Source organism: Thalassotalea fonticola (genome assembly GCF_032911225.1).
Taxonomy (GTDB): Bacteria; Pseudomonadota; Gammaproteobacteria; order Enterobacterales; family Alteromonadaceae; genus Thalassotalea_A; species Thalassotalea_A fonticola.
On the sequence record NZ_CP136600.1, the window covers coordinates 3,295,405 to 3,318,827 of the forward strand.

Annotated in this window: 17 protein-coding genes; 6 read left to right on the plus strand and 11 right to left on the minus strand. The window is 40.2% G+C overall.

Annotated elements, in window-relative coordinates; genetic code table 11:
* Position 1: 1 nt before the first annotated feature.
* The 4 genes from RI844_RS13250 to RI844_RS13265 form a co-directional block, all read right to left on the minus strand.
* Positions 2-3,124, minus strand: coding sequence for an efflux RND transporter permease subunit (locus RI844_RS13250; protein ID WP_348395148.1), 3,123 nt, complete (start codon positions 3,122-3,124; stop codon positions 2-4).
* Positions 3,125-3,132: 8 nt separating this feature from the next.
* Positions 3,133-4,392 carry an efflux RND transporter periplasmic adaptor subunit gene (locus tag RI844_RS13255; protein WP_348395149.1) on the minus strand — a complete coding sequence of 420 codons (1,260 nt, stop codon included), beginning with the start codon at positions 4,390-4,392 and terminating at the stop codon, positions 3,133-3,135.
* Between the two features lie 57 nt (positions 4,393-4,449).
* Positions 4,450-4,821 (minus strand): hypothetical protein, encoded by a 372-nt coding sequence (locus RI844_RS13260; RefSeq protein ID WP_348395150.1) that lies wholly within the window; start codon positions 4,819-4,821, stop codon positions 4,450-4,452.
* Positions 4,822-4,894: 73 nt separating this feature from the next.
* Positions 4,895-6,826, minus strand: coding sequence for an alpha/beta hydrolase family protein (locus RI844_RS13265; protein ID WP_348395151.1), 1,932 nt, complete (start codon positions 6,824-6,826; stop codon positions 4,895-4,897).
* A gap of 201 nt (positions 6,827-7,027) precedes the next feature.
* Between RI844_RS13265 and RI844_RS13270 the strand changes: the two genes are divergently transcribed.
* Positions 7,028-7,579 carry a PH domain-containing protein gene (locus RI844_RS13270; RefSeq protein WP_348395152.1) on the plus strand — a complete coding sequence of 184 codons (552 nt, stop codon included), beginning with the start codon at positions 7,028-7,030 and terminating at the stop codon, positions 7,577-7,579.
* Positions 7,572-9,191, plus strand: coding sequence for a PH domain-containing protein (locus RI844_RS13275; protein WP_348395153.1), 1,620 nt, complete (start codon positions 7,572-7,574; stop codon positions 9,189-9,191). The genes RI844_RS13270 and RI844_RS13275 overlap by 8 nt, the downstream gene beginning before the upstream one ends.
* A 100-nt stretch (positions 9,192-9,291) precedes the next feature.
* Here the strand turns inward: RI844_RS13275 and fghA are convergent, their stop codons facing one another.
* The 3 genes from fghA to RI844_RS13290 form a co-directional block, all read right to left on the minus strand.
* A complete protein-coding gene (fghA, locus tag RI844_RS13280; RefSeq protein WP_348395154.1) occupies positions 9,292-10,131 on the minus strand; it encodes an S-formylglutathione hydrolase in 840 nt (279 codons plus the stop codon).
* Positions 10,132-10,224: 93 nt separating this feature from the next.
* The gene (locus tag RI844_RS13285) at positions 10,225-11,355 is read right to left on the minus strand and encodes an S-(hydroxymethyl)glutathione dehydrogenase/class III alcohol dehydrogenase (protein WP_348395155.1); all 1,131 of its coding nucleotides are present in this window, start codon (positions 11,353-11,355) and stop codon (positions 10,225-10,227) included.
* A gap of 93 nt (positions 11,356-11,448) precedes the next feature.
* Positions 11,449-11,775 (minus strand): DMT family transporter, encoded by a 327-nt coding sequence (locus RI844_RS13290; RefSeq protein ID WP_348395156.1) that lies wholly within the window; start codon positions 11,773-11,775, stop codon positions 11,449-11,451.
* A 162-nt stretch (positions 11,776-11,937) separates the two neighbouring features.
* Here RI844_RS13290 and RI844_RS13295 point away from each other — a divergent pair, with 162 nt between their 5' ends.
* Together RI844_RS13295 and RI844_RS13300 are read left to right on the plus strand one after the other, a co-directional pair.
* A complete protein-coding gene (locus RI844_RS13295) occupies positions 11,938-12,804 on the plus strand; it encodes a LysR family transcriptional regulator (RefSeq protein WP_348395157.1) in 867 nt (288 codons plus the stop codon).
* 135 nt (positions 12,805-12,939) lie between these two features.
* Positions 12,940-14,871 (plus strand): response regulator, encoded by a 1,932-nt coding sequence (locus RI844_RS13300; protein ID WP_348395158.1) that lies wholly within the window; start codon positions 12,940-12,942, stop codon positions 14,869-14,871.
* A 306-nt stretch (positions 14,872-15,177) separates the two neighbouring features.
* Here RI844_RS13300 and RI844_RS13305 read toward each other — a convergent pair whose 3' ends face one another.
* From RI844_RS13305 to RI844_RS13320, 4 genes are all read right to left on the minus strand, one after another.
* Positions 15,178-16,236: a DcaP family trimeric outer membrane transporter gene (locus tag RI844_RS13305; protein WP_348395159.1), complete on the minus strand. Its 1,059-nt coding sequence runs from the start codon at positions 16,234-16,236 to the stop codon at positions 15,178-15,180.
* A 146-nt stretch (positions 16,237-16,382) separates the two neighbouring features.
* A complete protein-coding gene (gene acs / locus RI844_RS13310) occupies positions 16,383-18,281 on the minus strand; it encodes an acetate--CoA ligase (RefSeq protein ID WP_348395160.1) in 1,899 nt (632 codons plus the stop codon).
* A 207-nt stretch (positions 18,282-18,488) separates the two neighbouring features.
* The gene (locus tag RI844_RS13315) at positions 18,489-19,199 is read right to left on the minus strand and encodes an exonuclease domain-containing protein (RefSeq protein WP_348395161.1); all 711 of its coding nucleotides are present in this window, start codon (positions 19,197-19,199) and stop codon (positions 18,489-18,491) included.
* 5 nt (positions 19,200-19,204) lie between these two features.
* On the minus strand, positions 19,205-21,052 hold the full coding sequence (locus RI844_RS13320) for a putative nucleotidyltransferase substrate binding domain-containing protein (protein WP_348395162.1): 1,848 nt from the start codon (positions 21,050-21,052) through the stop codon (positions 19,205-19,207).
* Positions 21,053-21,333: 281 nt separating this feature from the next.
* Here RI844_RS13320 and RI844_RS13325 point away from each other — a divergent pair, with 281 nt between their 5' ends.
* Positions 21,334-21,585 carry a DUF4212 domain-containing protein gene (locus RI844_RS13325; RefSeq protein WP_348387818.1) on the plus strand — a complete coding sequence of 84 codons (252 nt, stop codon included), beginning with the start codon at positions 21,334-21,336 and terminating at the stop codon, positions 21,583-21,585.
* 3 nt (positions 21,586-21,588) lie between these two features.
* A complete protein-coding gene (locus RI844_RS13330; RefSeq protein WP_348395163.1) occupies positions 21,589-23,325 on the plus strand; it encodes a sodium:solute symporter family protein in 1,737 nt (578 codons plus the stop codon).
* The last annotated feature ends 98 nt before the right edge of the window (positions 23,326-23,423 follow it).

Below are 23,423 nucleotides of genomic sequence, written 5' to 3' on the forward strand. Positions count from 1 at the left end.
CTTATTTTTTAAATGCTGCTTTATTTAACAGATAATACGCACAAGGGATCACTAGCATGGAAACTAATGGGCTGACAATCATGCCGCCAACCATAGGTGCGGCAATACGTTGCATAACCTCATTACCACTACCGCTACCAAGCATAATCGGTAATAACCCAGCAATAATGGTTAATACCGTCATTGCTTTTGGCCTAACACGTTGTACAGCGCCATACTCAATTCTTGCCAGTAAAAAGGCGCGAGTGGGTTCGGTATTCGTTGCTAATGCCTGGTTTAAATAGATAAGCATAATTACGCCAAACTCGGCAGCGACACCAGCTAGAGCAATCATCCCCACAGCAAGAGCCACCGACATTTGATAATCAAGTAAATAGACAAACCAAAGTGAACCGGCAAGGGCAACCGGCAGAGTGATCATAACAAGCAACGCCTGTTGCACAGAGCTAAACGTCATATAAAGCAGAATAAAAATGATTAATATGGTGATCGGCACCACTAATTGCATTTTTGCTTCAACGCGCTGCATATATTCATACTGCCCAGCAAAGCTAATCGCATACTTTGCCGGTAAATCGACTTTATCTGTTAAAACTTGTTCGGCATTTTTAATATAATCACCGATTGATGTACCAGGCTCTAAGTCAACAAACACCCAAGCAATATTTCGGCCATTTTCGCTTTTCAGCATGGCCGGCCCTTGCTTTATTTCAACACTGGCTACTTGCGATAACGTTACCCAAGCACCACTTGGGGTAACAAAGGGCAAATTGTTCAAGCTGTCTAAATGTTCGCGATAACGTCGCGGGTAGCGTAGGTTAATTTGGTAACGTTCTTTGCCTTTGACTAATTCATCAACGTTAGCGCCGCCGACAGCATACATAATGACTTGTTGAATATCATTTATGTTTAACCCATATTTAGCCGCTTCGATTCGGTTTGGCGCAATATCTATATAGCGACCAGATTGGGCTCGTTCTGCATATACACTACGGGTTCCGGCTAGGCCAGATAGCGCATTTTCAATATCTTCACCAATAGATTCTAACGTTGCCGTTTGTTCACCTGAAATTTTAATCCCTACCGGTGTTTTTATGCCGGTTGAAAGCATATCAATACGAGTTTTTATTGGTTGCACCCAAGCATTCGTTAACCCGGGAAACTGCACTTTTTGCTCAAGTTCAGCAATAATATCTTGTAGAGTTAGTCCTTCGCGCCATTCACTTTTTGGTTTTAAGGTAATGGTAGTTTCTAACATCGTTAATGGCGCTGGATCTGTGGCAGTATCGGCACGACCAACTTTACCAAATACTGTATCGACCTCTGCCACTGTTTTGATTAAGCGATCGGTTTGTTGCAAGATTTTACCGGCTTCACTGATGGAAACCCCTGGCAAAGTGGTTGGCATGTAGAGCAAATCACCCTCTTCCAACTCAGGCATAAATTCGCTGCCCATTTTGCTGATCGGGTAATAACTTGAAGCAGCCAGAGCAACAGCAAATAAAATCACCAGTACCGGGACTTTTAAAGCAAGTCGTAAAAATGGTTTATAGAGCAAAATTAATACTCGATTCAATGGATTTTTATGCTCACTTGGCACTTTACCCTTGATGAAGTAGCCCATTAATACCGGAACTAAAGTAACCGAGACTAACGCTGCTGCTGCCATAACGAGGGTTTTGGTAAATGCTAATGGAGTGAATAACCTGCCTTCTTGTGCTTCGAGGGCAAATACCGGTAAAAAGCTGAAGGTAATTAATAATAATGTTAAGAACAACGCTGGGCCAACTTCACTGGCAGCGGTTGCGACTAAACGCCAATGATGTTGACCTTTAGCATACTCACCATGACGCTGGTAATATTGCTGTAAGTGCTTGTGCTGATTTTCTACCATAACAATTGCGGCATCAACCAATGCGCCTATGGCAATAGCAATACCACCTAAGCTCATTATGTTGGCATTAATGCCTAACCGCTGCATCACAATAAAACCAATTAACACCGATAACGGTAAACAAATTACCGCTACTAATGTTGAACGTATATGCAGTAAAAACGCAAAACAGACTAATACTACAACGATGATTTCTTCTATCAGCTTTTCTTTAAGTGTAGTAACTGAGCGCTCGATTAAACTGGAACGGTCATACGTTGTGGTGATTTTAACGCCTTTAGGTAAGCCTTGTTGCAACTGAGCCAGTTTAGCTTTAACCGCGTCAATGGTTTTAAGGGCATTTTCGCCATGGCGCATCACCACAATACCACCAACCACTTCGCCTTCACCATCAAGTTCAGCAATACCGCGACGCATTTGCGGTCCATGTCTAACTGTTGCAACATGTTCGAGCAACAACGGTGTGTTTTGTTCGTTATTAATCCCAAGCGGGATCATTTTTATATCATCAATACTTTGCAAATAGCCTTTCGAGCGGATCATATATTCCGCTTCACTCATTTCAAGAACCGAACCACCCACATCGCCATTGCCATTTTTAATGACTCTTTCAACATCGGCTAAGGTTAAGCCGTATTGCATCAAACGCAGCGGCTCTACCACCACTTGGTAAGTTAATTCCATGCCGCCAACAGTGGCCACTTCACTTACGCCGGCAACAGATTGCAATTCTAGCTTTAAAAACCAATCTTGCAGGGTTTTTAATTGTGATAAATCGTAGCCACCATCAGGTGCAGATAAAGCATATTGATATACCCAGCCGACACCAGAGGAATCGGGACCTATTCTTGGTTTTGCCGTTTTAGGTAATATATCGGCGGCTTGATCAAGGTATTCTAAAACCCGTGAACGAGCCCAATATAAATCAGTGTCATCCTCAAAAATCACGTAAACATAAGAGTCTCCAAAAAAAGAAAAACCACGAACAGTTTTTGCTTTTGGTACTGACAGTAAAGTGCTTGATAACGGGTAGGTGACCTGTTGTTCAACCAACTCAGGGGCTTGTCCAGGGTAGGTCGTTTTAACAATGACTTGAATGTCACTTAAATCAGGTAATGCATCCAAGGGGGTATCCAACATGGCGCGATAACCAAGTACCGCCAAAATAGCCGAAAAGATCAGCACTAAAACACGATGCTTTAATGACTGATTAATCAAATAAGTTAACATCTCGCCTCCTAGTGGTTGTGACCATTTTGTTGTGGGTTATTTTGCATGCCTTGATTAGACATCTGCTGTATAGCCGACTGAATATTGGCTTCAGAGTCTATTAAGAATTGTCCGGAGGTAACCACAACATCATCAGCATTTAATCCTGAAATGATCTCGGCTCTACCTTGGCTTACGGTGCCCACTGCTACATGTTTAACGATAAATTTATCATCACTAGTTTTTACAATTACCCTGTTTTGCTGTTCCGTTTGAATCAAGGCTTGCACGGGTACATTAAGCACCTCTTCAGTTGCACCACCATAAATACGCACATTAGCGATCATTTCAGGTTTAAAGGCGCCATCAGGGTTATTCAGTGATAAACGTACTTTTAACGTTCTGGTGATCGGATCAAGAGCAGGGTAGATATATTCAACTTTACCTTCACGGGCAAAAATACCGAGCGCGGGTAAGTCAAACTCGACCCATTTACCGGTTTTAACCCAGTCCATTTGATGCTCAAACACATCGACTATTACCCATACTTTAGCGGTATCGGCGATCATCATTAATTCATTTTCAGGGTTTACGAACATGCCTTCTCGAAGATCTAACTTAGCAACAATACCATTACTTGGTGCGTAATATGGCACACGATAAAATGACTGGTTACGCTGTTCTAATTTATTGATAAAAGCATCATTTAAACCCAGCAAATTTAATCGGGTTCGCCCACGTTTCTTCAGATTTTTACCGACAGTTTTGTCGCGATATAAACTTAAATATTCATCTTGCGCGAGTAATAGTTCTGGCGAGTAGATCTCATACAGCAATTGGCCTTTGTTAACGTTCTCACCTAAGGTTTTTACGGTTAATTTTTCAACCCAGCCTGTGGTGCGCGGGTGCAAATGCACTTGTCCATTTTCATCATATTTAACCGAACCAAATGTTTCTATGAAACGCCATAACACTGAGGTTTCGGCTCGTTCCGTGGTGAGCGCCATATTCTGTTGAATATGACCAGGGACAGTAACTTCAACGGTTGTATCAGGAGCATGAGAGCGAACAACTTCCACCAGATCCATACCACAAATAGGGCATTTTCCGGGGTGGTCTTTAATAATATGTGAATGCATAGGGCAAACATACTGGCTAGCTTGTACTTGGGTTGGCTCGGTTAGTTTACTGAACTCTTCAGCAATGTGTTCTTCTGCATGCCCGGTTAAAACTGGGCCAGACAATAGAAAAGTTAATACAATTAATTTAAAAATACGGGTAATACACATAATAATCCTCGTTCGAAAACGATAAAAACAAAAAAATAATGGAGCTAGTTTTTGGGATTATGCGATTGGTGGAATTAACCACTCTTGCGTAGGTGCAGTGATTTCAGGGGGGAGCAGAGATAAAATTCTATCATTATAACTTGCCGTAGCAACATGCATAGTATCAATTGGTAGGGCACTTACAGAACCCATATAAACATCACAATCACTACAATTGCTGTGATCGATATTAACAATGCTTGTTTGGGCTTGCTGCTGACAACAGTCATGATCACTCATGTCTGTATTTTCATGGTCCATAACATGGCCTTGATGACCTTGCATCGACATCATTTGTGATTGATCCATTGCGCACACATGCACGTTCGCCTTAGCCACATTGGCAAAAGCAAAAGTCATCATTATCAGTAATAATATATATTTACGCATAGTAATCATAAGACATACTATAAAAGATAAATCTTTCAGGGGCTAGAAAAAAAATAACGCCATACCCCTTAAACTAATTACCTATATGTTTTTTAAGGAACTTTTCTAAGCGTTGATGCAGTTCAAATACGTTATCAAGATCATAAAAACCATGACCTTCATCATCTTTCACCAGAGACTCATATTTTATGCCGCGTTTATCCAACGCTTCTGCTAGCGCTTCGTATTGTTCAATAGGACAACGAGGGTCGTCTTCGCCATGCACTAAAAACAGTGGTGCTTTCAATTTATCTAAATGGTAAATAGGCGAGCGCTCTTTAACAAATTCCTCATCATAAGCATTCCAGGCGTCAGCTAAAAATTTGCGTCCTCCTTCAAAGTTGGCTGTGTCACTTTCATCTTTTTGGATGGCAATATCATATACACCAACATAAGGAATGGCGCATTTATATAAATCAGGCTCTTTTACCACTGCCATCATTGCGGCGTAGCCACCATAACTTGCCCCAAAAATACAAATTCTGTCTTTATTGGCGATGCCTTGTTCAATTGCCCACAACGTACCATCGGTTAAATCATCCTGCATTTCAGCGCCCATCTTTTGATAGTTGCTTTTTATAAAATCATTACCTCTACCGCCTGAGCCACGATAGTTTATTTGTAATACCGCATAGCCTCTATTTGCCATAAATTGTACACGGCTGTCGTAACCCCATTCGTCTTTTATGCCGTATGGTCCACCATGTACATATACCACCATTGGCAGGTCTTTGGCTTTGCCTAAAGGCCTAGTTAGAAAGCCCGTGATCTCTAAGCCATCTCTGGCTTGATAACTGATGGGCTCCATAGGTGCGGTCTTTTTCGGGTCAACCCAAGCTTTAGTATTGAGCAAATAGCTCATCTTAGGATTTTTTAAATCGAATAAATAAAATGACGTTGGATTTAAATCTGAGAATGTTTTGATCACGGCAAAGTCTTTATCTTCCGTGAAACCGCTAAAGCGGACAATTTGTCCGGGAAATGAGGCAGCAACAGAGCGGTATAATTTAACCGCGTCACTTTTGGCATCAAACAATTCTGCTTCAAGTTTACCTTTTTGGCGTAAAATGCCGATAATGTCCAACGCTTCATTATAAAGAAAACCATCGATAGTCTCTTCGCCATCAATAGCATGAATAAGTTTGGTTGATTTATTTTTTACATCATAATGGTAAATACCTTTACCTTCTGCCCCTTTAGCAATATAAACCTGCATGCCGGTTTCATCGAATGTGCCCATAGGACTAAATCGACCTTCATTCTCATCGCGACTATCCAGTTCTTGCCAATCGCCACGGTTATCAGCCCGATAATGAATTATTGTTCGAGAAACGCCATCATCTTCTTCATAACCAATGGCAATACGTACTTGCTCATTATCATCAACCATGAAAGATGCACTTTTAGTTGGGCTTTTCGCCACTTTGCGAATTTTACCGGTATATACATTCAATTTATGCACATAGCTGCGCTCCCAGTTTGAAAGCTCAATCAAAATATTGCGCTTATCATCTTTTAAACGACTTAAAATAGTATGTGCGCCCCAGAAATAAAAGCCATTACCGTGCGGGCCAAGCAATTGAATTTTCTTACTACCATCTATGTTGCCAGCAAATAATACGCCTGTACCTCTGGGTTTATCTAACGGGCCAGCTTGCGTACTCATACTGGCATACACGCGTTCTTCGTTTAACCAACCAAATTCATGCAATTCACTTTTATCTTTATTAAACGATAACAGCTGAATTGGTTTCATCGTTTTGCGCTCTAGAATAGCCAGCTGAAACAAACCATCAATTTTGACTTTACCGGCAAAATATTCTCCGGTTGGCGATATTTTTAAATCAACAATATCGGAGCGATTGAAGAAATATTCCAGTGGTAGCTTTTCTGTGGTTGTTTTAGCGCTTGAGATATTACTAAAGACGATGAAAAACAAGATTGTAAGGGGAAAGTATTTGAACAAAATGGTTAAATCCGTTTAAAAGTATTTTTTTATTTGTACACTTTACCAATTTTTTATTTAAGTTTAAATTGCTAAACAATCTTTTTATCAAACAGACATTTTGGATCTTTATTCAAAAATTTATCGAAAACAATTAACAAATATAAATTTAACGTTATGCTATTAGGAAAAAGCAAATGCGCCTATAAAAATGAGAACCATATGACCGAGCAGGCTAGCTGTGAATTTTCTAATCTAGAAATAAGCAAAGATGATATGCCGAAATTACAGGCATTAAACTATACCGAGCTATCTGAAAAATACGCACCAACGCATAGACTGGTTAGCCTAGTTACGACCGTTATTATGATGTTGATATTAGTATGTATTAGTTACCAACCATTTTTCGATGTCCCTAAAGATGTGGTAAACACCTTGCAATATCCTATTTGGGGCATAGGTACATTAGGTCTCGTAGTTAGCCTATACCACTCTCTTGCCGACCCCAAAAAGCGCTATGCCCTAAGAGAACAAGACATTAGCTATCAATCAGGTTTAGTGTTTCGTAAAACCGTAAGTCAGCCGATTTTACGAGTACAACATGTTGAACTAAAACGCGGCCCAGTCGATCGCAAAGTTGGTCTGGCCAACCTACAGGTTTTTAGTGCCGGTGGCGCCATGCATACTTTTGAGATTCCCGGTTTAGACTTTGAAACTGCCGAAGATATCCGCCAATTTATATTGGCTCATAAGGATATAAATTTGCATGGATAAAGAAATAAATTCAACTATGAATGAAGTAGCAAGCACTAATGACATACCGTTAGAGCAGCAAATGACTAGTACACATAAATGGCAAAGAATTTCACCTATTGCATTAATTTATTTTGTCTTAATGTTCATCAAGAATATCTTTGGCAATTTCATTTACGTTGCGCCAGCATTACTCATTGGCTATAACAAAGCCATGGAAGATCCGAGTTTTTGGCTACCATTTTTCTATGGTTTATCTGCCTTGTTAGGCTTAGCGTCATTATTGAGTTACTACTTTTTTCAGTATCGATTAACCAATCAACAAATTGAAATTCGTTCTGGTGTGTTTGCCAAAAAATACGTTAATTTACCATTTTCCCGCATTCAAAATGTGGAGCTGACTGAGCCATTGTATTATCGCCCGTTCGGTTATACCTGCATGCAACTTGATACAGCAGGTTCAGTGAAGCAAGAAGCGAAAGTAGTAGCGTTAAAAAAATCATTTGCACAGCAACTTAAGCATGAAATTCTTGCCGCACATTTAGTGCAAAGCAACCAGGTAGAGCAAATAAATAATGAACGTTCAGCCGCTGATGAACAAACTAGCTCAATCATTCCCAATGAAGATGATGAAACAGTACTCGATCGTCGAAATTTAGATGACTTGGTTATTCATGGTTTAACCAATAACCGAGTGTGGATATTTTTAGGTGGTCTGGCACCATTTATCGATAAAATATCAGCACAAATTGGTGATTGGTTAATGATATTTGGTATTAATGTAAATCAATACTTTGAATTTGAAGGCCGTTCAGGTTGGCAAATTGCCAGTACAGTGTTGTCGACATTTTTAATCGTCATGTTAATTATTAGTCTTTTCTCAGTGCTTGGTTCAATAATCTCGTTCCATGATTTTAAACTGAGTAAAATTGGTGATCGTTACATTCGGCGCAGTGGCTTATTTACTAAAACAGAAGTCACCATGCGTTTATCTCGTTTACAAATGATAGTTTGCCAACAAGATTGGTTAGACATTTTATTAAGACGTATCAACCTTAAATTTGAACAATCCAATGCCAATTTTAATAATGCGCAAGCAGGGCAACTTACCAATAAAATTATTGTACCGTCGGTAACCAATAAAGAGTGCCAGCACTTGATGCTTGATGCCTACCCAGACAATCAATTAAAAAACACAGTATTTAAGCGAGTAAATCCGCGCTTATTAATTAGAAATATTTGTCTGTTTTTATTACCATTAAGCTGTTTCGTCGCTTGGATATTTGTTGAAAATGAAAATATTGAAGGCTTACCTTATCTGGGCGCTGGCGCGCTATTTGTCGGTCTTTTAATGGTGATGCGCTATTCTCGTTGGGGATACGCCAAAGATGATAACTTTATTTACGTTCGCAAGGGCTGTATAGGTGTTGATTACTACACCTTTCCTATCTATAAAATTCAGCAAACCTCGTTTAAGCAAAGTTGGTTTTTAAAACGCAAACAATTGTGTTCGATAGAGTTTGTACTTGCTGCTGGCGCCGTTAATGTGCCTTATTTAGCGGAAGCAGATGGACTGGAGTTAATTGATACTTGCTTGTATGAAGTAGAAGAAAGTAAGCGCAGTTGGATGTAGAAAATAGAAACCGGCCTGGGCCGTCCCGTACTTGATACGGGATCTAAAGAAATAGAAGATTAAAACTGCCGTTGCTTTAGCTTCGGCAGTTTTAAATAGTTTATTTGTTTAGATGTGTAGCATGAAAACGCAAGTGCGCTTCAATAAAACTCGAGATAAAGTAGTAGCTGTGGTCATACCCTTGATGAAGGTTTATTTCCAGCGGATAGCCACTCGCTTTTGCTGCTGCCTCTAACATTTCAGGTTTTAACTGTTCAGTCAAAAAGTCATCCGACTCACCCTGATCAACTTTTGCCGGTACAAATCGTTTCGCTTGTCGCATTAATTCACTGGCATCATGGATTCGCCAAAACGCTTTATCCTTGCCTAAATAGGCAGTAAATGCCTTTTGACCCCAAGGACAGTTCATTGGATTACTGATCGGACTAAACGCTGACATCGATTGATAACGGTCTGGATTTAACATTGCAATAGTCAAAGCACCATGCCCCCCCATAGAATGTCCAGCAATAGAGCGTTGCTCATTAACCGGAAATGTAGATTCTATTAATTCAGGTAACTCCTTCACAATATAATCGTACATCTGGTAATGGCGGCTCCACGGAGCTTCAGTGGCATTCACGTAAAATCCCGCACCTTTACCTAAATCATAGCCCTCATCATCAGCAACATCTTCACCACGCGGACTGGTATCAGGCGCAACAATCGCTACTCCTAATTCAGCAGCAATGCGTTGTGCCCCGGCTTTTTGCATGAAATTTTCATCCGTACAAGTTAAGCCTGAAAGCCAGTACAACACCGGGACTTTCTGATTATTTGTTGCTTGCGGTGGTAAATATATAGCAAAGCGCATATTACAATTTAGCACCGCCGACTGGTGAGTATATTGTTTGTGCCAACCGTCGAATACTTTATTACTACTTACATTTTCAATGATCATAATGAATCCTTGCCTGTCTTTAAGATAATACCAAGTCCATTATTTAATGGAATTGGTATGGGCCAGGCGTTATCTGGGTAAATAAAAAGCTGGCTATTTATCGAAATGAATAACGCTGCGGATACTTTCGCCTTTATGCATCAACTCAAATGATTCATTAATGTCTTCTAACCCCATAGTATGAGTAATAAAGTCACTTAATTTGAATTCACCTTGTAAGTAACGCTCTACATAATCAGGTAATTCAGTGCGACCTTTAACACCGCCAAACGCTGAACCGCGCCATACACGACCAGTCACTAATTGAAATGGACGAGTTGAAATTTCTTGTCCGGCACCAGCAACTCCAATAACCACGGACTCGCCCCAACCTTTGTGACAACACTCTAATGCTGAACGCATTAAGTTTACGTTACCAACACATTCAAACGAGTAATCGACACCACCATCGGTTAATTCAACAATGACATCTTGAATTGGTTTGTCGTAATCTTTTGGATTAATGCAATCAGTTGCACCCAATTTTTTCGCCAATTCAAACTTACTTTCGTTAATATCGATAGCGATAATACGGCCCGCTTTTGCCATAGTTGCGCCAATAACGGCTGAAAGACCAATGCCACCAAGACCAAAAATGGCAACTGTTGCGCCTTCTTCAACTTTAGCGGTATTCATTACCGCGCCCATACCGGTAGTAACACCACAACCTAATAAACAAACTTCTTCTAATGGGGCTTCTTTATTTACTTTCGCTAACGAAATTTCTGGCAATACTGTGTATTCAGAAAACGTTGAACAACCCATGTAGTGGAAAATCGGCTGACCGTCTTTATAAAAACGAGTAGTTCCGTCTGGCATTAAACCTTTACCTTGGGTTTCACGAATTTGCTGACAAAGATTCGTTTTACCCGACAAACAGAATTTACACTCACCACATTCTGGTGTGTATAAGGGAATTACGTGATCACCAACTTGTACGCTAGTAACGCCTTCACCAACTTGCTCGACAATACCACCGCCTTCATGGCCTAAAATAACCGGAAAAATCCCTTCTGGATCATCACCCGATAAGGTAAATGCATCGGTATGACATACGCCTGACGCAATAACCTTGACGAGTACTTCACCTTTGCGTGGTAGCATTACATCCACTTCTTCAATTGAAAGCGGTTGTCCTGCTCCCCAGGCGATAGCGGCTTTCGATTTAATAAATTTATCTGACATTTGATTTCTCACTTTGTATTTAAATGAATAGTTACCCCTATTCAAAGTTAGGGTTATCGCAGCAGCAATAATTGCGCTGCAATTAAAATAAAATTAATGGCTGTGCCCATTTGAAACGTTAATTATAGCAACTCCTACAGCGACTAAAGCCATACCAAACCAAGTTGTTGAGTCAAGGTGCTGTCGATATATAACCGTCGACAATAATGTGACGGTAACAATCGCCAGTCCAGCCCATAAAGCATGCACAATACCTACTGGCATACCTTTCATTGCTTGGCCTAAAAAGACGAACGCAGCCAAGTGCCCTAATAGCACTAATATGCTTGGTATTGGTCTGCTAAACCCATCAGTTTCTTTCAAGGCAACATGTGACATAGCTTCAGCAGCTACACCGAATAAAAGAAATAACCAACTCATATATGTTCCTAATGTTTTTATGCAACAGAGCAATTATTCAATTGCGCCCAACCACAGCCAACTTGGCTTCACGGTTTTTTATTATGGGGTGTATTATAATTGTTTCTTAAAGAATGATAATATAGCGAATTAGTAAATCACTTTTACAGCTGAGTAACAATAATGAAATGGGAAGGCATTAGCGAATTTGTTCATGTAGCGGAATCGGAAAGCTTTACACAGGCGTCCAAAAAGTTGCAAATATCTACCGCGCAGGTAAGTCGTCAGGTGAGTGCATTAGAGCAACGACTTAATATTAAATTACTTTATCGCACCACGCGTAAAGTATCTTTAACTCAGGAGGGGCATTTATTTTATCAGCATTGTCGTGGCGTTCTCGATGGCTTAGATGAAGCGGAACGGGCGATCACAAATTTACAATCCAGGCCGCAAGGTAAGATAAAGCTCACCGCACCAGTCACCTACGGTGAACAACATATACTGCCTTTATTAAATGATTTCATGTTGAAATATAGTGACATTGAAATTTCTGCATACCTGAGTAACCAACAGGTCGATTTAGTAGAGGAAGGCTATGATTTAGCTATTCGCATCGGCAAGTTAAGTGACTCGACGATGATGGCAAAAAAGTTAGGGCAAAGAACTAATTATGTTTGCGCCTCTCCCAGCTATTTAAAGAAGTATGGTACGCCACATTCTCTTTCCGAACTTGCTAAACATCATTGTCTGGTGGGTACTCTAGATTACTGGCGGTTTACCGAAGCAGGAAAAGAAAAAAGCATTCGTATCAGTGGTGGTATTCGTTACAACAGTGGGCTGGGCTTAGTTGATGCCGTGTTAAAGGGGTTAGGTGTCGTTCATTTACCTGATTACTATGTTAATCAACATATAAAAAATGGAAATTTAGTCAGCATACTCGACCAATTCAGGGAGCCTGAAGAGGGCATTTGGGCTATCTATCCACAAAATCGCCATTTATCACCAAAAATAAGATTGCTTGTGGATTACCTCAATGAGTATCTAAGTTAAAATGGTTGCTGATAAACATTTAGTCTGATTAGCAACCTAGATAGGACAGTTAATCATCATTAGTATATACTTTTGAAATAGTACAAAAATAACACAATGAATTAACTAATATTACATCTACTAAGGTAGTTTTTCATGAATTCAATTCACTCCCATTCACAGCCATCACTCGAATTGTTTCAAGCAGTACTCGATGCGCTACCATTTTGTGTGTTTTGGAAAGACCGAGACAGTATTGGTCTTGGTTGTAACCAAGCGCTTGCTGATGTTGCCGGACTTAATTCACCAAAAGATTATCTGGGCAAAACTGATTATGACTTACCCTGGACTACAGAAGAAGCCGATTTTTTTCGTGAATGTGATCGCCGAGTTATGGAGTCAGGCAAAGCCGAAGTCAATATTATAGAAAGCCAAAGACAAGCCGACGGACGACTTGCCTGGCTTGAGACCAGCAAGATACCTTTAACCGATAGTAATGGCGATATAATTGGAATATTAGGCGCGTTTCACGACATTACCGAACGAAAACGACTCGAAGATGAAAGTATTGCCAATCAAAAACTCAATTCTCTCGGCACCCTTGCCGCCGGCTTAGCCCATGATTTCAATAATATTTTAATGATGATCCTAGGCTCCAGTCAGTTAGCTAAAATGAAAATGGTTAATGGGGCTGATAAGGAGGAAATTGAAAAGCATTTAGATAATATTGAAAATGCCACATCACAAGCCTCTGTGCTCACCGAAAAATTTATGAATTATTCAGAACGTGGCGCTGTTACCAAAACGGTCTGTAATCTCTCCGAGATGCTCGAAGAAATGACTTCTTTTGCGCAATCTAGCATTAACTCTAAGATCAAATACGAGGTTGGTGATAACAAAGGCCTCTTGTATGCAGACGTGAACCAAATTAATCAGGTTATGAATAATCTTCTCATCAACGCGGCTCAGGCTTCGACCAATAATGAAGAGATCACTGTATCTATTAAAAATTGTGAAATTAAGCCCGAAGAGCACCCAGAGCTCCGCTCTGGCAACTACTTTGCAATTTCTATTAAAGATAATGGTGTTGGTATTGAAAAAGAGATCACAGAGGACATATTCAAACCGTATTTTTCCACTAAGGAGTTTGGCCATGGGCTCGGCTTAAGTTCTTGTGTAACCATAGTTAAAAATCATAACGGTTCGATTCAAGTAGAATCCGAAGTTGGCACAGGTTCTACGTTTACTGTTTACCTGCCAATATTAGAAAAAAATCATAGCATCGAGCCTATGCACCAGCCTTTTTCAAACGAGATAATGCAAGGTTCAGGACGTATTCTTTACATTGAAGATGATCCAAATACACAAGCAGCTACTTTTGAAATGCTGGAAGAATTAGGCTATGAGGTGAAATGCTATTCGAATGTACAGCCAGCAATTGATTATATAAAACAAAATCCAGATGATTTTGACCTCGTTATCAGCGATTTTATTATTGGTGATGTTTTACAAGGTGGCACTGAAATTCTCGACAATGTTCGTCAAGTAAGACCCGATTGTCCGGTGGTTTTGATCACTGGCTATTTTCAAAAGCTAGAGAAACGAGCTGATTCTAATAACCAGTTTTCTTTCATTGCGCAAAAACCTATTGGTATTGCCAAAATCAGTCAAATCGTTAATAGGTTTATCGGAAATACAGACAATACCGCAATAAAACCAATAGCAGAGAACGCTAAAACAATTCTTATTGTCGACGATGAACCATTAATTATTAAATTTTTAGCCTGTTTTTTAAGCTTCCACGATTACAATGTAATTACTGCTAAAAGTGGCCAACTTGCTCTAGATAAGCTTAAGCAAGAAGCTGTGGATTTAATTATTACCGATCAAAATATGCCCGACATGAAGGGGATAGAACTCAGTCAGGAAATTAAACAATTATTCCCGAATACTCCCATCATTATTAGCTCTGGCTATAGTGATGAAATAGGTGAGCACAATATTAATGAATTTGGCATTAGTCACTTTCATAAAAAGGGTTCCAACACTGAAGAATTAATAAAATCTATAAACAACCTGTTGTCGTGATTTTATTCCTTCATTCACTAAAGTTTGTGCGCTGTTAGAGACGCCGAAAGACTACATCCATGAAGTAAAAACAAAAAACTGCTCCTCGATAACTGCTCCTGCGTTATTCTATCTACATACGTCCCTGTATTAGTGCGTTTTTGTCATATAGCACTTCCTTGCTTTACAAACTTAATACCGTCCTTAGTAGTTTGCATACCTTCATCCATGAAGGTAAAAAAAAGGGAAAGCAAATGCTTTCCCAAAAAACCTCGTTTCGGCGATTAAGCCATAGGCGAATTGACGAGGAGAAAGTTAAACCCTTAACTAGAGTACATATTTCACAGAAAATTGTACGTAATCTGAATCTGCATCTAAATCAACCGCTTCAAAATTTCCTACTTCTAAACCGTAAGACAATTCTTTAGTTATATTGTTAAAAATATTAATGGCAATATGAGTACGTTCACGATCTGACTCTTCAGTTTCAGTGCTACCGTAATAAACATTTGAGCGCCATGTTTCAGTCCAAAAGTGACGATAAGAAACCATGATTGAAGTAGTTTCTTCAACTTCTTCACCAACTAAATCGGTTGCTGCAGCAGCGCCTACATAACGACCGGTATTACCACCGTGAAAGGCAAAACGGATATCATCTTTACCAAAAGAGTTAATTCGACCAGATACGCCATAGCCAACGCCTGTTTCAGATTCACCACCAACAGTATTTAATTGTTTTGCAACTGCAGATACAGCAACATTACCCCAATCACCTTTGAAGGTATATTTACCTACTACATCAGGCACTGAATCTTGATCACCATAACCAGCATCACCTGTCTCTCCACCGTAAGATTCAGGGTTCTCAATGGCAATTTGTAAGCCACCATTGGTATAACGAATTTGGTCTTGGCGGATAAACGCGGAAGCATTAAGTGGCCCAGCAAAGTCAGCTGATTCAGCTAAGGCACTAGTGTTCATGAAAGTCGACCACGTTTGTCCAACAGTCCAATTTTTATACTTAATAAATGCATGACGAAGTCTTGGGTGTCTTGAGTTTGTTAGTTTTTCATTACCGCCACCACCATAAAAATCCATTTCAATAAAACCAGTGACATCGCCATGGACATACTTGGTATTAAAACGACTAGAGTTAGCATTAAAATTAACATTACTTTGCTCATCTGCAGCAACATGGCCAATCCAGAAGTCATCATTGGTAAGTGGCGAGCTAAGGTCACCATCAACGTAACGAATATCGCCTTGAATATAACCTCCAAAAGTAATGGTATCTTTATCAGTTAATTTGATCGTATATCCTGCATGCGCGCTACTTGCTAAAAAGACTAAGCCTGTTGCGAACGCTAGTTTATTTCGTGTTAACATTGTTTTGCTCCCCATCGTCATCCAAGGTAAGACTACTAACATGCCTTAAAGCGATTATTGTTTCGTTAGAATTAATTTTTTGTTTTTTGGGGGCTAAGCCCCCTTATTTTTATGTTGTAAAACTTTTTACTTTGTTAGTGATTTGGTTACTCTTCTAAAGTACTTAAATCACCTTCATCTTGTCCTAATGCTCGCGCTTTAAGCACACGGCGCATTATTTTTCCTGAGCGAGTTTTCGGTAATGATTCAACAAACTCGACACACTCTGGCATCGCAATCTTGCCCATTTCACTGCCCACATGAGCTCTTAGCTCTTGCTCCAGCTTTTTATCTCCAACTATGCCTGCCTGCAAAATTACATAGGTATGAATGGCATTACCTTTAAGCTCGTGTGGCAAACCAACAGCCGCAGCTTCAGTTACCATAGGATGGCTTACCAATGCACTTTCAACTTCAGAGGTGCCTAAACGATAACCGCTTACTTTCAGTACCTCATCCATGCGACCAATAACCCAGATGTAATCATCTTCATCTTTTTTGGCGCTATCACCGGCTAAGTAAATCCATTTGCCATCTTTGTCCTGACTCCAATATAAGTCGGCATATCGTTGATCATCTTTAAATACCGTACGGGCCATACCCGGCCATGGATTTTTGACGATCAATTTACCTTCTTCGTTGGTGCCAACTTCATTGCCATCGTCATCAACAATAGCCATTTCATTACCAAAGAATGGTTTAGTCGCCGAACCAGGTTTCAATGGCGTGATAGGCAGTGGACAGATCATGAAACCACCGGTTTCTGTTTGCCACCAAGTATCAATAATTGGACATTTATCGTTACCAATTACATGGTGATACCATTTCCAGGCTTCGGGGTTAATCGGCTCACCAACGCTTCCCAGTAAACGTAAACTTGAAAGGTCATGTTTTTTCGGCCAACGTTCACCAAAGCGCATTAAGCCACGGATTGCTGTCGGCGAGGTATACAGAATATTGATGCCGTAGTTTTCAATAATTTGCCACCAACGATTCGGGTAAGGGTAATTTGGCGCACCTTCATAAAGCATGATAGTTGCACCATTAATTAATGGTCCGTAAACGATGTAACTGTGACCCGTGATCCAACCCGGATCGGCCGCACACCACCATCGGTCTTGCGGCTTAATGTCAAATGCCATGCGATGGGTGGTTGAGGTATAAACAGCGTAGCCGCCATGAGTATGCAGCATACCTTTTGGCGTACCTGTAGTTCCTGATGTGTATAGAATAAATAATGGGTCTTCAGAGCTGGTTTGCTCGGTTTCGCACTTGCTACCAGCAATTGGCAGAGCTTTTAAATCATGCAACCAAAAATCACGCGTTGGCTCCATTTCAACATCAAGTTCATTGTTTTTAACACAGATACACACTTCAATGCTTGGTGAACGCTGCATCGCTTCATTGGCAATAGACTTTAGATCTATTTGCTTACCACGACGCCAGCCACCATCCGCTGTAATAAGTACTCGAGAATGTGCATCATCAATACGAGAAGCAAGCGCTTCTGTACTAAAGCCACCGTAAACAACTGAGTGCACAGCACCAATTTTGGCACAGGCTAACATAGCAAATACCAGCTCTGGAATTTGTGGCATGTAGATAGTAACGATATCGCCTTTTTCTACTCCCATGCTTTTTAAGACATTGGCAAACTGGCAAACTTCACGGTTTAAGCCGTTATATGAAAAGTTACGTTTTTGACCATTTTCACCTTCCCAGATAATCGCCATTTTATTGCGGTTCGCATTTTCGAGATGACGATCAATAGCATTATGAACGATGTTTATTTCAGCGCCATCAAACCATTTATAGAAAGGCGCATTCGATTCATCTAATACTGAGTCCCACTTTTTATACCAACCTAATGTGTCAGCTTGTTCAGCCCAAAACTCTTCACGATTTTCGACCGAGTATTGGTACATTTTTTCGTATTCACTAACGTTAGCTTGATCTACTACGTCTTGACCCGGGTAAAACATATCTGGGTTAACCGATGCGTTCATAATGCTCTCCACCTTTGTGTGCTGACGAAGATTCATATTCAGGAAAAGCGTCAGCCAATTTCATTTGTAAATTTCTTGTTGCATACAAAGGTAGGCGGGTATGGCAAGAGAAGATATTAGACCTAAGTCTAAAACTGCCATTTTAAGCATTAGACTTTAGTCTAAGAGCGTTGATTTAATTGATGTTTTATTTGCTGATTTATAAAGCTACTTACTGATAAATTCTTTTAAAGGGGTAGCAAAACCGTGATGATAATGACGCATTTGCGCTAAAAAAAGCTCTCCTGTGGCAACGGCATCATTTAAGGCATTATGCTCATGGTGAGCTGGTAGGCCGTAAGAATGACGTAGATTAATTAATCTTAACTGATACGGGTCATAAGCAGTGTCAGCTCTGTCTAATCGTTTTTTAGCTAAAGCTAGGGTATCAATTATTGGCCAAACAGGTGCCATGCCATAGAGCTGAATACAGGCTTGTTGTAAAAAGGTACGCTCGATTGTGGCGTAATGAACCAACATAACCTTCCCAGCTAACGCCTTAAGCATTTTTTCAACAACCAGCTCTAACGCCAAACCCTTGGATTTTTCATCATCTGTAATTTGGTGAATCACCACATTATCTTTATGCAAGTCTCCCGTTGATTGAATGATTTCATGTTCACTTTCACCGAGTTTTATCAAACCATGCTCGATCAGTACATAGCCGACACTGAGTAACTGATCTGTTTTGGCATTTAAGCCGGTAGTTTCAAAATCTACAGCAAGAATATCCAAGTCAGCGATTGCCGTTCTATTGTCGGGAAAGGGCACCGACAAAAACTGTTTTAGTGGTCCTTCTGGAGCTTTTGCCAATAACGTTAATCGTTGTGCATTTATACTTCTAAAGCTATTAATAAAGTGCGTTAACTTTTTAATCATAATAACTAACCGTAGGTGCTTTGGCGGTTAGATTGCATGGTTTTAATTACCTTAAACGCGTCTTTTAAGTGTTCTCGTTCTAATCGTGAAATTTCTTTTGGCGCTAAAAAGTTATCAGGCTCTATACCATCGAGTAGCTGTCTGGCTTGATGCTCAGCTCGCAACATACCAAGAAATTCATAGGCATCAATTAAATTAGCCGCAGACGTCTTACTTAATGAAGGCGTTCCAGATGCCTGTTTCAACCGTTCGATGGTGTTGACCGCAGTGATCCCCTCCGAAAGAGCATAAATTCGCGCTAAATCAACAATTGGCGCAATACCATTATGTTTTAAATCCAGGGCTTTTATGTTTTTGCCGCTGGAGACTAAAACAAAGTCTCTAAAAAAGCCCAGTGGCGGTCTAAGCTTTAAAGCATTTCCAGATAAATGTGCAATAAACAATGTGTTACGTTGCGTTTGTTTGAGCATATTCGCTTGCACTTCTTTGAGCAAATTGACATCACCAAACACACAATTTAAATCAAAAAACACGCTGGAATGCATCAATGCCATTGGCTCAGGGGTATTAACCCAGCGGTCAAAATAATTTTGCCAAATACGCTGAGGTTGTCGCCATTTATCGTTTGTCGCCATCACATCCCCCGGACAATAAATAAATCCGCAGGCAGCAAGGCCATCACTGACTAGCGTGGCCATGTTCTTAAACCATATATCATCTTCAGGCTGCATATCATTGGAAATAATCAACGCATTATCTTGATCTGAATGAGCAAATTGCTCTTGTCGTGCCTGCGAACCTGCCGCTAGCCAAGCAAAAGGGACAGGCTCTGGCCCATATTTTTGTTTGGCCATTTTGATCAGCCTAACGGTAAAGGCACAAGTAATGGCACTTATGGTTTTACCGACATGATCAGCAGTAGTGCCTAGTTTAGCCATTCTAATTTGCAGTTTGGGCAACATTTTACTAATACTAATCAGCTCTTCCACAGACGTTGCCTTGCCAATGGTACTCGACATATTAACCGCATTTAACCCTTCCTGATTCATTAAATCGGTTACCGTGATCATCCCGGCTAATTCACCATTTTTCATCACCGGTAAATGATGAATGTGCTGGCTCGTCATTTTAATTAAGGCATCATGGGCACTATAGTTGATATCAATAACTTCCATATTGGGCGTCATAATGTCGCTAACCGGCAGGTTAAAATCTAAGCCTTGAGCCACGCAACGCCGGCGTAAATCTTTATCAGTCACTATGCCCGCCAATTTATCGCCATCTACAACCACAAGACAGGAATAATTTAACTCTGTCATTTTAAATGCGGCCTCTTTTATTGAAGCGCATTGCTCAATAGTCACCACCGGGGCATGATAAAAATCTTCAATTGAAGTATTCATTAACGTAGAAGCCATAATCGCTTCTTCATTAATTTTAACCACCTGCTGCTTTAACCTCTGCGCGCCTGTTTGCATAAAAAAACGCAACACACTCGGGAAGTCATTAACTACCGACTTTAAATCATCGCAGGCAATAGCACACAGCAATGTATCTTCTTCAGGAATGACTTTAACGGTTAAATTTTCGTCGGGTTTGCAAAATACTGTACATATATCGCCTTCACCGTACTTGCCTAATAATTCATCTTGCTCGGTAAAATAGGCAAGAGCGCCCTTGCGTAAAAAATAAAGCATAGGTTGTTGTACGCCAGCTGGTGGTAATTGCTCACCAGCACGCACATAACAAATACTAATATTACGGACTATGCTGGCAATACTTGCATCGGGTAATTGGTCAAATGGTTCAATAGCCTTAATGAAATCATGAATATCGGCCAGTTCTGTACTCATTATAATGCTCTTAATATTAACAATATTGCTTATCTTAGTTTTATAGTAGGTTGGTAATTAACACAACCATTTAACCGCTAAACTAGACCAAGGTCTAATGTTATTTCTTGTCTTTGGTTGCTAGTGTGATAGATAGAAAAAGATTTTTACCAAAAGAATCAGAGGTAAATAAAACTCTGCCTTTCGATAAATATCTTCTTCATTACAACTTGAATTTATAAAAATATAAAAAACAAAATATCAATTGGTATTAATAATTTTAAAATAGTTAGGAGAGCATTGTGGAGAGTAATAACAGTTACTGGCAAGAAAACCTTCGCCTGATACTCATCTGCCTTGTCATTTGGTTTGTAGTTTCATTTGGCTTTGGTTTGTTATTAGTAGAACCGTTAAACGAGATACGTGTTGGAGGTTATAAACTAGGTTTCTGGTTTGCCCAACAAGGATCTATTTACACGTTTGTTGGTTTAGTTTTCTGGTATTCATCACAGATGAACAAACTAGATAAAAAACATGACGTAGAAGAGGAATAAATAATGGATGAGTTAAAGCTTTATACTTATATTGCCGTATTTGGTTCGTTCGGTGTTTATTTTGCGATCGCCTGGTGGGCGCGAGCTGGTTCAACAAGTGACTTCTATGTTGCCGGTGGTGGTGTTACACCAATGCAAAATGGCATGGCAATTGGTGCCGATTGGATGAGTGCCGCATCGTTTATTTCAATGGCTGGTCTTATTGCCTTTTTAGGTTACGGTGGTTCAGTCTTCTTAATGGGTTGGACCGGTGGTTATGTACTGCTCGCCATGTTGCTAGCCCCTTACTTGCGTAAGCATGGTAAATTTACCGTACCAGAGTTTATCTTCGACAGGTATTACTCGAAAACAGCGCGTATTGTTGCCGTTGTATGTTTAATTATTGCGTCATTAACTTACATCATAGGTCAAATGAAAGGTGTAGGCGTCGCATTCTCACGCTTCTTAGAAGTTGACTACGGTTTAGGCTTAGGCATAGGTATGATGGTTGTTTGGGTATATGCAGTACTAGGTGGTATGAAAGGTATTACTTACACCCAAATTGCGCAGTATTGTGTACTTATTTTTGCTTACACTATTCCTGCAGTATTCATCTCATTACAACTTACTGGCAATCCAATTCCACAACTTGGTTTAGGTTCAACCCTTGCTGATGGCAGTGGCGTATATCTATTAGACAAATTAGATTTGGTTGTTACCGACCTTGGTTTTAAAGAGTACACTACCGATAACATGGGTGGCACATTAAACATGTTCGCTTATACCTTATCATTAATGATTGGTACTGCTGGTTTACCACACGTAATTATGCGTTTCTTCACTGTTCCTTCAGTGAAAGCTGCACGTGCTTCAGCGGGTTATGCCTTAGTATTTATCGCCTTACTTTATACTGTAGCTCCTGCAGTTGGTGCCATGGCACGCTTAAACTTAATGAACACGATTGAACCTACTGCTGGTGAAAACATGGTTTATGCTGAGCGTCCGCAATGGTTTAAAGACTGGGAAAATACTGGTTTATTAAAATTTGAAGATAAAAACGGTGACGGTAAAGTTCAATACGTAGCAGATAAAGAAACGAATGAAATGGTTAAAGTTGACCGTGACATTATGGTTCTTGCTAACCCTGCTATCGCTAACTTACCAAACTGGGTTATCGCTCTAGTTGCTGCCGGTGGTTTAGCCGCTGCCCTGTCTACTGCTGCAGGATTATTATTGGCGATATCATCCTCTATTTCCCATGATTTAATGAAAGGGGTATTAACACCTGACTTGTCAGAAAAATCGGAATTAAGAGCGAGTCGAATCGTGATGACAATCTCAATACTGGTGTCTGGTTATCTCGGTCTCAATCCACCAGGGTTTGCCGCTGGTACCGTAGCCTTAGCCTTTGGTTTAGCTGCATCGTCAATATTCCCGGCCTTAATGATGGGTATATTCTCGAAGAAAATGAGTGGTAAAGCTGCGGTTGCGGGTATGGTTTCAGGTATTGGTATTACTATGCTGTACGTATTCCAACACAAAGGCATCATGTTTATTCCAGGCACATCGTTCTTAGGTGGTCTAGAACAAAACTGGTTCTTCGGTATTTCACCAAATGCATTCGGTGCAGTAGGTGCACTAGTTAACTTTGCCGTAGCGTTTGGCGTATGTAAATTAACTGGCGATGCGCCAGAGCATATCCAACACATGGTTGAAAACTTCCGTATTCCAAAAGGTGCTGGTGAAGCTCACGCTCACTAATCTTTAGATGCTTAAAATAACAAAGACTCCATGGTTGTAATTAGCCTGGGGTCTTTATTTTTTAAAGTAACCGTTAAAATAACTTCTTATCAACTCTA